Source organism: Zavarzinia sp. (assembly GCF_041650655.1).
In the GTDB taxonomy this organism is placed as follows: domain Bacteria; phylum Pseudomonadota; class Alphaproteobacteria; order Zavarziniales; family Zavarziniaceae; genus Zavarzinia.
The window spans coordinates 1-9,553 of the sequence record NZ_JBAZKR010000130.1 but is presented as its reverse complement, the minus strand read 5'-3'; the positions used below and the strand labels follow the sequence as shown (position 1 = coordinate 9,553).

Below are 9,553 nucleotides of genomic sequence, written 5' to 3'. Positions count from 1 at the left end.
CGATCCCGCCCGCGTGCCGCCGCTGGCCAACCCGCCGTTCCCCGCGACCGCCCACATGGGCAAGCTGACCGGCGAAGCCAAGGCCAAGGCCGCGGCCGAGGGCGCCCGCACCGTGCCGCCGCGCGAGCATGGCGGCAACTGCGACATCAAGGATCTCTCGCGCGGCTCGAAGATCTTCTTCCCGGTCTATGTCCCGGGCGCCGGCCTCTCCATGGGCGACATGCATTTCTCCCAGGGCGACGGCGAGATCACCTTCTGCGGCGCGATTGAAATGGCCGGTGCCTGGCTCCACCTCAAGGTGGACATCATCAAGGACGGCATGGCCAAATACGGCATCAAGAACCCGATCTTCAAGCCGTCGCCGATCACGCCGAACTACAAGGATTACCTGATCTTCGAAGGCATCTCGGTCGACGAGGAAGGCAAGCAGTATTACCTCGACGCCAACGTGGCCTACCGCCAGGCGTGCCTGAACGCCATCGAATATCTGAAGAAGTTCGGCTATTCGGGCGCCCAGGCCTATTCGATCCTGGGCTCGGCCCCGGTGCAGGGCCACTTCTCGGGCGTCGTCGACATCCCGAACTCCTGCGCCACCCTGTGGCTGCCGACCGAGATCTTCGATTTCGACATCAAGCCCTGTGCCGCCGGTCCGACCAAGTTCCTGACCGGCGATATCGACATGCCGATCGCCTACGACTGATCCGTCCGTCCCGGCCGCCTCCCCGCGGCCGGGATACACCGGAGGTTACGATGCCGCTCTACGAATATGATTGTCTCGACTGCGGGCCCTTCACCGAAATACGGCCGATGGCGGAATCCGCGCTGCCCTGCGCCTGCCCGGATTGCGGGCGGGACGCGCCGCGCGCCTATCTGACGCCGCCCATGATGGCCTGTGTCGGCACCGACACGCGGATCGCGCTGGAGACCAACGAACGTGCCCGCAACGCGCCCATGAGCGTCGGCGAATATGCCGCCAAGCAGGCGGCGAAGAGCCACCGCGCCGGATGTTCCTGTTGCTCGACGACGAGAAAGAAGAAGAGCGCCACGGCCAAGACGCCGTCGGGCGCCAAATCCTTCCCCTCGAAACGCCCCTGGATGATCAGCCACTGAGCCTCCGGGCTCAGCGCCCCCACCGTTTGGCGAGGTCGATGGCCTCGGCGAAACGGCGGCGGGCAGGGCCGGCATCGCCGCTGGGCCGGTAGCGGCGATCCGGCCCGGCACCGGCGAGGGCGAGGCCGTCGCCCGCCCCGGCCAGCGCCGCGGTCCCCAGTACGGTGAGTTCGCCCGCGCCCGGGGCCACCACCTCCCGGCCCAGGGCATGGGCGAGGAAGCCGCAGAAATAGCTGTTGCGCGCCATGCCGCCGTCGATCGAGATCGCGTCGGAAAGGGGCATCCGCTCCGCCATCGCCTCGACCACTTCGGCGGTGCGGAGCGCCACGCCTTCCATGACAGCGCGCGCGAGGTCGAGCGGTCCCGCCTCCAGCGTGAGGCCGAGGAAGAGACCCGCCGCATCCCGCCGCCAATGCGGACAGGCCAGGCCGGCCAGCGCCGGCACGAAGGCGATGCCGCGTTCGATCGCCGACGGGCCGGTGAAACCGTCGATCTCGGCATAATCGGAAAACAGGCCGAGGCGCTTCGCCCAATCCATGGCCGAGCCCGCGGTATAGACGCCGCCGTCGAGGGCATAGGTGATGCCCTCCGCGGTCGACCAGGCGACGGTCGGCAGCAGGCCGCGCTCGGGGGCGCGCAGGATGACGTCGCCGGTCACCGCCAGGACAAAGGCGCCGGTACCGAAGGTCACCTTGATGTCGCCCGGCCGGCGGCAGCCATGGCCATAAAGCGCAGCCTGCTGGTCGACCACGCTGGCGGTTACGGGGACGTCGCGGCCGGCCAGGCGGATGGCGCCGTGCGCAGCCACGGTCGGGCGCACCGGCGGCAGCGCCTCGATCGGCACGCCGAAGAGGGCGCAGAGATCCGGATCCCATTGCCCGCTCGCCAGATTCAGGAGCGAGGTGCGCGAGGCGGTGGTGACGTCGGTGCCGAAACCGCCGGCCAGGCGGTCCAGGAAGAAGGCGTCGGTGGTGCCGAGGCGAAGGCGCCCGGCGGCGGCGAGGGGCCGCGCTTCCGCCACGTTCTCCATGATCCAGCCGAGCTTGGAGGCCGAGAAATAGGGATCCAGCGGCAGGCCGGCCCGTTCCAGCGTCAGGGCTTCCGCCCCTTCGGCCTTCAGGCGTTCGATCGTGTCGCTGGTGCGGGAATCCTGCCACACGATGACGGGCGAGATGGCACGCCCGGTGGCATCGTCCCAGGCAAGGCAGCTCTCGCCCTGATTGTCGATGCCGATGGCGTCGATCGGGCCGGCGGCGTCCAGGCAGGTCCGGATGGACGCCAGGAGTTCCTCGGGATCGTGCTCGACCCGTCCCGCCTCGGGATAATGCTGGCCATGGACGACGCTGGCCGCGATCGCCGCCGTGCCGTCCCCGGCCACCAGCGCGCGGGTCGAGGTGGTGCCCTGGTCGATCGCGGCGATCCGCGTCACGGCGCCGTCTCCGCCTGCGGCGTCAGGGTCAGGGTGAAAGTCTCGCCATCACCCAGCGCGGTGGCGTCTGGCAGGGGCAACAGAATGCGCCGCTCCGGCAAGGCGTCGATCCGGCGCGACCACAGGATGCGCTTCCCGGCACTCAGGGTGAGCCGGCCCTTGACCGCGGCGGGCACGCGGATCTGGAGCCGGCGGCCGGACCGTTCGGCAGGGGCGGCCACGATCCGCTGCGGCACGGCGTAACGCAGCGCGCCCGCGATGGCGAGCGGCACGCCGGCCTCGGCCGGCAGCTCGCCGGCCAGATCGGCGGCGATGGCGCGGGCGGCGCGCACCCCTTCGCGCCAGCACTGGCCGGCGGTCTCGACCGGGCGGAGCAGGTTGCCGGCAGCGAAATAGGCGCCGTCGCTGCAGCGCCCGAACTGGTCGATCGACGGCCCGCCGCTGCCGCGGTCGACCGCGAGCGGGCCGAGGCGGGCCAGGCTCGCCTCGGGCAGGAAGGCGCCGGTGAAGAGGACGCCGTCGCATTCAATGGTGCGCTGGCGCCGGCCCTGCAGGATGTCGACGGATTCGACCCGCGTGGTGCCGCGGATGGCGGTGATCCGGCTCTCGAACAGCAGCGGCACGCCGAGGGCGAGGGGCAGCAGGCGCGACGGCCAGCGTGCCACGGTGCGGGGGCCCGCCTCGATCATGGCGGCGGGTCTGATGCCGGCGCTGCGGCAGGTGAGCAGGGCGGAGAAGGAGACGAGTTCGCTGCCGACCACCAGCGGGCGTTCGAAGGGCTTGCGCTTCTTCAAATGCACCATGGCCTGGAGCGCGCCGGTCGTGACGATGCCGAGCGGCCGTGCCCCGGTGACCAGGCGCGCCGCGCGGGACGCTTCCCGTGCCCCGGTCGCCAGCAACACGCGCCGCGCCTCGACCCGGAAGGGCCCGGCGTGATCGACCGCGGCGAGCGACCCGCCGGGTTCCAATGCGGTCACCGTGGCGCCCAGGCGGATCTCGGCCCCGGCCCGGGCGGCGGTGTCGGCCAGGCATTCGGCATAGGCGGGGCCGCGCATCAGGCGGCCGAATTCGCGAAGCCCGAAGGGCGAATGCAGGCAGTGGCGGGGAATGCCGCCCGCCTTGGCCTCCCGCTCCAGCACGACGACGCGCTCGACGCCGAGGCGGATCAGCTCGGTCGCGGCGCCGAGGCCGGCCGGCCCGCCGCCCACGATGGCGACGTCGCAGGTGACGGTGCGCTCACTCATCGCCGCCTCCCGGGCAGAGCGGGAAGGCCAGGCGGCCATCGGTCAGCTCGGCCACGCGGGCGGCGCAGAAGAAACCCTGGCAGCGCCCCATCATGGCCCGGGTCCGCCGCTTCAGGCCGGCCGGGTCGCAGGGCGGCAGGGGGCTCGACAGGGCGGCCTCGATCTCGTTCCGCGTCACCCATTCGCAGTGGCAGACGATCTCGCCCGGCGCTTCGCCCTGATAGGGACGGGGGCGGTGTTCGGCCAGATTCGGCATCTCGGGCCAGGTGATCTCGGCCGGCGGCGTGAAGCCGCCGCCATGCAGGGCGAGGACATGGCGGGCGATGCCGAGGGCGGCGGTCAGTCCGGTCGAGCGGATGCCGCCCACGGTGATCCAATGCTGCGCCGGCCGGTTCAGGATACGGTAGTCCTTCTCCTCGGTGGCAGGGCGGATCCCGGCATAGATCGCGGTCACCGGCAGGGCGGCGAGGTCGGGCAGGATGCGTTCCCCCTCCGCCATCAGGCGGCGCAGGGTCGCCTCGTCGGTGCCGGTGTCGGAGCGGCTCTCCTGTTCCTCGGCGGTCGGGCCGACCAGGACATTGCCGAAGATCGTCGGGCAGACCACGACCCCCTTGGTGCGCGCGGTCGGCACCGGCAGGAGGATGGTATCGAGCAGTTTCCGCGCCGCCTTGTCATAGACCACGAACTGCCCCTTGCGCGGCTTGATCGTGAATTCGGCGGTGCCCAGCAGGTTGCGGTCCAGCCAGTCGCCGTAAAGGCCGGCGGCATTGATGACCAGAGCCGCCTTGACCGGGCCGCGGCCGGTCTGCAGCGACCAGGCGGCACCGTCGAAGGCGCCGCCGGTGACCTGGGCATTGAACAGGGCGGTGGCGCCATGGGCCACGGCCTGGGTCAGATAGGCGAGGGGGGCGCTCCAGGGATCGACCAGGGCTTCGCCCGGGATGGTGACCCCGGCACGAGCGGCCGGGGAGAGCGCCGGCACCCGGTCGCGCAGAGTGGCGGCATCGACGATCGCGACGTCGTCGACGCCGTTCGCATGAGCCTGGGCGACGATCGCGGGCAATTGCGCCTCCTGCTCCTCGCTCCAGGCGACAAGCTGCGCGCCGCAGGGCAGCAGGGGCAGGTTCAGGCGTTCGTGCAGGCTGCGATAGATCGCATAGGATTCGGCCACCAGCCGCTGCTCGAGCGAGCCGGGGACGGCATCGAAGCCGGTGTGCAGGATGGCCGAATTGGCCTTGGAAGCGCCGGCCAGAATGTCGCCGGATTTCTCCAGCAGGACGGTGCGTGCCCCGGCCAGGGCGAATTCCCGCGCGATGGCGCAGCCGACCACGCCGCCGCCCACGACCGCGACTTCGTACTCCTGAACCACCATCGCGCCCTTTGCCCAAGCCGGCGACGATGTTAGGGATTGAACGGGCTCAGGGTCAATCCGGCCCGCTGGTTCCGGTGCCGATGACCCCGATTTCCCTTTCCCGACGCAGTCTCCTGGCCGGCCTGGCGGCCGCCCTGTCCGGCTGCGGTGCCACGGTGACCGGCCTCGGCCCGATCGCGGGGCCGCCGGCCTTGGCCGATGGCGCCTATGTCGCGGCCGACGGGACCCGTCTCGCCTATCGGCGCTGGCTGCCCCCGGCCGGGCGGCCGATCCGCGCCGTGATCCTGGCCCTGCACGGCTTCAACGATTATTCGGCCTCCTTCGCCCTGCCGGCGCCCTTCTGGGCCTACCGGGGGATCGCTACCTATGCCTACGACCAGCGCGGCTTCGGCGCGAGCGGGACGCGCCTGCTCTGGCCCGGGCGCGAGGCGCTGGCGAGCGATGCCGATGCCGTGCTGCGCCTGGTCGGCGCCGCCCACCCCGGGGTGCCGGTCTTCCTCCTGGGCGAGAGCATGGGCGGTGCCGTCGCCTTGGCGGCGCTCGCGGCCCAGCCCGACCTGCCGGTCGCCGGCCTCATGCTGGTCGCTCCGGCGGTCTGGCGGCGCGACGACATTCCCTTTCCGGGCGCCCTGCTGCTCGACCTCATGGCCTTCGCCATGCCTTACAACCGGATGACGCCACCCGACGGCTTCCGTGTGCAGCCGAGCGACAATGCCGCCGTGCTGTCGGGCCTGCGCGACGATCCCTTGGTCCTGAAGGAGACGCGCGCCGATTCGCTCCAGGGCCTTGTCGACCTGATGGACGCCGCTGCCGGCGGCCCGATGCCGCGGCCGGATCTGCCGGTTCTCCTGCTCTATGGTTTGCGCGACGAATTGGTGCCTTTCGAGGCGGTATTGCGGCTTTCCGACAGGCTGGCTGGGGGGCGGGCGGAATTTCGCCGCGTTTTCTACGATCGTGGCTATCACCTGCTGCTGCGCGACCATCAGGCAGCCCGCGTGTGGCGCGACGTCGCGGCCTGGATCGCGGATCCCGGTGGACTCCTGCCGAGCGAGGCCCAGAATCGGCCATGATTTCGGAGCAGTGTTTTGCCCCCGCTGGTACCGTTGGGGGTACCGGCCGGGACCAAGGACGGGTTATTGTGTGGTCGGTAACGGGCATAAGGGCGTGCCGGCCAGAGGCAGTTCGATGAGCGTGCACAACGACAAAGGGGCGTCGCGAGGCGCCAGCCCCTACAGGTGGCCAGTGCTGCTGCTCCTGCTCGGCGTCTTTGCCCTCGAGGGCTGCGCCAAGCCTCGACGTGCGCCTGTGACCGCGGTCTCGACCACCACCACGACGACGACAGCGAGCCCTTCGCTGTTCCGCCCGGCCGATGGTGTCGTCACCCGCGGCGCCCCCGACGACATGGCGGCCGACGCCGAGGACGAGGGGGATGAGGCCGGCGGCACCGTCTACCCCGGCGCGGTCGGCCCGGGCGATGCCCCGGGGACCCGCCATGCCGCCGCCGGGCTCAGCGGCGATACCCTGAATGGGCGGATTCCGGGCGACGCTGTAGTCGCCGGGAGCGTCGAATCGGTGCTGGCCGCGATGGCGGCCCCCAGCGACATGAAGGTCTTCTTCAGTACCAATGCGGTCGACCGCGGCTTGGGCGCGCGGCGGGTCGACCTCGGCAAAGTGTCGAGCGCAGACCGGGCCGGGGCGATCGACGCCGCCTGCCGCCAAGCCGATCTTTCCTGCTTCTACGCGGCCGATCTGAACTCCCTCTCCGTCTATGATCCGAAGGAGCTTCAGGAATCCGGGCCGGACATGACGGCGCTGGTCTATAACCGGCGGAACGGATTCGAGGTGGCGACCGCCGCGACCGAAGCGGCGGCCCGCCCGCCGGTCAGGCCGGCGCAGGGCACGCCGGCCAAGCCGAGTCATGGCAAGCCCGCCAAGCCGGGCAAGCCGGTGGCCGGCAAGCCCGGCAAGCCCAGCGCCGGCAAACCGTCGAAACCGGGCAAGCCCGCCGCCAGCAAACCGAGTTCCGGTAAGCCGGGGGCTGCCAAGCCGGGTGCCGCGAAGCCCGCCGCCGGCAAGCCGCCGGCCGCGGCGAGCAAGCCGGCCAAGCCGAAGCCCGCCAGCGCCCCGGTCCCGAGCCGCAAGCCGAGCAAGCCCAAGGCCGGTAGCAAGCCCGTTCAGACGACCGATTGAGCCGCACGGCAAAAACCGTGGCGGCCGGACGTTCGACGTCCGCCGGAGTGGCTGGATGCAATGTCAGGAAGGCCGGAATGGTGGGCGCGACAGGGATTGAACCTGTGACCCCCGCCGTGTGAAGGCGATGCTCTCCCGCTGAGCTACGCGCCCATTCCGTCGAGGCGCGAATGTTTAGTGGCGCCGGCGGTGCCTGTCAAGCACCTGGGACAGAACATTCGGCAGTTCGGTGTAATGGTCGACCGTGGCGTCCGCTTCGAGCTGGACGGCCGGGATCGGCGTATAGCCGAAGGTGACCAGCACGACCGGCACGCCGGCATCGCGGGCCGCGTTGCGGTCGGTCGCGCTGTCGCCCACCATGACCGTGCGGTCGAGGTCGCCCTCCAGGGCTTCCACGGTGGCGATCAGGTGGCGGCCGTCCGGCTTCTTCACGGTCAATGTGTCGCCACCCAGGATGGCCCGGCCGGGGAAGAAGACGTCGAGCTCGAGGGCGACGATCAATTCTTTCGCCAGCGCCTCCGGCTTGTTGGTGCAGACGCCGAGCTTGACGCCCCGGGCGCTCAGCCAGTTCAGGGTCGAGACCACGCCCGGGAAGACAACCGAGCGGTCGGCGACATGGCCGGCGTAATGATCGATGAAGCGGATGACGAGGTCGTCGATCTCGCGCGCCGTCTTGGGCACGGCATGGGCTTCCAGGCCGCGTTCGATCAGCTTGCGGGCGCCATGGCCGACCATGTGGCGCACTTCCGCCTCGGGCAGCGGGGCGAGGTCGAGCAGGGCCATGGTGGCGTTGAGGGCGCCGGTCAGGTCCGGTGCACTGTCGACCAGCGTGCCGTCCAGGTCGAAGATCACGGTGTCGGGCAGGGTCGCCGAAAAGGGCAGGATTTCGCAGGAAGTCATAGCGATTCCAATCTGCGGCCGGTCGCAAGACTTTGCAATAAAAGGTGACTGTCGTCCCGGCGCCGGGCTGTGGCACCTTGTCGCTCGCGTTTCAACAGCCGATTCCCGCCGCCCATGTCCGATTCCGTCCCCCCGCCCGCCACTGCCGCCGTCATCCTGGCCGCGGGCAAGGGCACGCGTATGCGTTCGGACCTGCCCAAGGTGCTGCACCCGGTGGCCGGGCGGCCGATGATCCTCCATGTCGCCGCCGCCGCCCGCGCGATCGGGGCGGAGCGCCTGGTCGCCGTGCTCTCGCCCGGGATCGCGGGCGTCGCCGAGGCCCTGCCGGGGGCCGCGATCGCGGTGCAGGATCCGCCGCTCGGTACCGCCCATGCGGTCGCCGCCGCCCTGCCGGCGCTCGATGGTTTTACGGGCGGCGTCCTGGTGCTCTTCGGCGATACCCCGCTGATCGAGGCGGAGACCCTGGCACGGCTCCGCCGCGCCTTGGACGCGCCGGGGGTGGCGGTCGCCGTGCTCGGCTTCCGGCCGGCCGATCCCGGCGCCTATGGCCGCCTGGTGCTGGACGACGACGGCCATCTGACGGCCATCGTCGAAGCCAAGGAGGCGAGCCCGGCGCAGCTCGCCATCACACTCTGCAATGCCGGTGTGATGGCGATTTCCGGTGCGCATATCGCCGGGCTGATCCGGGCTGTCGGCAACGACAATGCCAAGGGCGAATATTACCTGACCGACATCGTGGCGATCGCCCGGGCGCGCGGCCTCGACGCCGTGGTGGTCGAAGGGGCGGCGGACGAGGTGCTGGGCGTCAACAGCCGGGTCGAGCTGGCCGAGGCCGAGGCGATCCTCCAGGCCCGCCTGCGCCGCCGCCATATGGAGGCCGGCGTCACCTTCGAGGACCCGGCTTCGGTCCGCCTCTCCCATGACACGGTGCTGGGCCGCGACGTCACGGTGGCGCCTCACGTGGTCTTCGGGCCGGGTGTCTCGGTCGCCGACAAGGTGCGCATCCATGCCTTCAGCCATCTCGAGGGGGCGACGGTGGCGGAAGGCGCCATCATCGGGCCCTTCGCCCGGCTGCGCCCGGGGGCGCGCGTCGGTGCCGGCGCCCATGTCGGCAATTTCGTCGAGCTGAAGAACACCGTGCTCGGCGAAGGCGCCAAGGCGAACCACCTGAGCTATCTCGGCGATGCAGTGATCGGCGCCGGCGCCAATATCGGAGCAGGCACCATCACCTGCAATTACGACGGTTACACCAAGTCGAAGACCAAGATCGGCGCCGGTGCCTTCATCGGCTCCAACTCGGCCCTGGTG

At 70.7% G+C, this 9,553-nt stretch carries 9 protein-coding genes and 1 tRNA gene; 5 read left to right on the top strand and 5 right to left on the bottom strand.

Annotation, left to right across the window (positions count from 1 at the left end; all coding sequences use genetic code 11):
• Together WC493_RS20015 and WC493_RS20010 are read left to right on the top strand one after the other, a co-directional pair.
• A partial coding sequence (locus WC493_RS20015; RefSeq protein WP_373067831.1) for an acetamidase/formamidase family protein occupies positions 1-700 on the top strand: 700 nt, incomplete at its 5' end.
• Positions 701-750: 50 nt separating this feature from the next.
• Positions 751-1,110: a zinc ribbon domain-containing protein gene (locus WC493_RS20010; RefSeq protein WP_373067829.1), complete on the top strand. Its 360-nt coding sequence runs from the start codon at positions 751-753 to the stop codon at positions 1,108-1,110.
• 10 nt (positions 1,111-1,120) lie between these two features.
• On the opposite strand, the gene WC493_RS20005 is transcribed toward WC493_RS20010, so the two are convergent.
• The 3 genes from WC493_RS20005 to WC493_RS19995 are packed head-to-tail and all read right to left on the bottom strand — an operon-like array spanning position 1,121 to position 5,155.
• Positions 1,121-2,539 carry an FGGY family carbohydrate kinase gene (locus WC493_RS20005; protein ID WP_373067827.1) on the bottom strand — a complete coding sequence of 473 codons (1,419 nt, stop codon included), beginning with the start codon at positions 2,537-2,539 and terminating at the stop codon, positions 1,121-1,123.
• Entirely contained in the window at positions 2,536-3,783 is a 1,248-nt protein-coding gene (locus tag WC493_RS20000) for an FAD-dependent oxidoreductase (RefSeq protein ID WP_373067825.1), read from the bottom strand. The genes WC493_RS20005 and WC493_RS20000 overlap by 4 nt, the downstream gene beginning before the upstream one ends.
• Positions 3,776-5,155, bottom strand: coding sequence for an NAD(P)/FAD-dependent oxidoreductase (locus tag WC493_RS19995; RefSeq protein WP_373067823.1), 1,380 nt, complete (start codon positions 5,153-5,155; stop codon positions 3,776-3,778). The genes WC493_RS20000 and WC493_RS19995 overlap by 8 nt, the downstream gene beginning before the upstream one ends.
• Before the next feature lie 80 nt (positions 5,156-5,235).
• On the opposite strand from WC493_RS19995, the gene WC493_RS19990 reads away from it, so the two are divergent.
• On the top strand, positions 5,236-6,225 hold the full coding sequence (locus WC493_RS19990; RefSeq protein ID WP_373067821.1) for an alpha/beta fold hydrolase: 990 nt from the start codon (positions 5,236-5,238) through the stop codon (positions 6,223-6,225).
• Positions 6,226-6,340: 115 nt separating this feature from the next.
• Positions 6,341-7,345 carry a hypothetical protein gene (locus WC493_RS19985; RefSeq protein ID WP_373067819.1) on the top strand — a complete coding sequence of 335 codons (1,005 nt, stop codon included), beginning with the start codon at positions 6,341-6,343 and terminating at the stop codon, positions 7,343-7,345.
• Positions 7,346-7,423: 78 nt separating this feature from the next.
• Here WC493_RS19985 and WC493_RS19980 read toward each other — a convergent pair.
• Positions 7,424-7,498: transfer RNA gene (locus WC493_RS19980), tRNA-Val, on the bottom strand.
• A gap of 21 nt (positions 7,499-7,519) precedes the next feature.
• On the bottom strand, positions 7,520-8,245 hold the full coding sequence (gene gph / locus WC493_RS19975; protein ID WP_373067817.1) for a phosphoglycolate phosphatase: 726 nt from the start codon (positions 8,243-8,245) through the stop codon (positions 7,520-7,522).
• A 114-nt stretch (positions 8,246-8,359) separates the two neighbouring features.
• Between gph and glmU the strand changes: the two genes are divergently transcribed.
• Positions 8,360-9,553 (top strand): bifunctional UDP-N-acetylglucosamine diphosphorylase/glucosamine-1-phosphate N-acetyltransferase GlmU (glmU, locus tag WC493_RS19970; RefSeq protein WP_373067815.1); only part of this gene is annotated, 1,194 nt, incomplete at its 3' end.

Excerpts from the sequence above, each read along its gene's own strand:
- WC493_RS19995 (WP_373067823.1), bottom strand. The coding sequence starts at position 5,155 with ATGGTGGTTCAGGAGTACGAAGTCGCGGTCGTGGGCGGCGGCGTGGTC.
- WC493_RS19985 (WP_373067819.1), top strand. The coding sequence starts at position 6,341 with ATGAGCGTGCACAACGACAAAGGGGCGTCGCGAGGCGCCAGCCCCTAC.
- WC493_RS19990 (WP_373067821.1), top strand. The coding sequence starts at position 5,236 with ATGACCCCGATTTCCCTTTCCCGACGCAGTCTCCTGGCCGGCCTGGCG.
- WC493_RS20000 (WP_373067825.1), bottom strand. The coding sequence starts at position 3,783 with ATGAGTGAGCGCACCGTCACCTGCGACGTCGCCATCGTGGGCGGCGGG.
- gph (WP_373067817.1), bottom strand. The coding sequence starts at position 8,245 with ATGACTTCCTGCGAAATCCTGCCCTTTTCGGCGACCCTGCCCGACACC.
- WC493_RS20010 (WP_373067829.1), top strand. The coding sequence starts at position 751 with ATGCCGCTCTACGAATATGATTGTCTCGACTGCGGGCCCTTCACCGAA.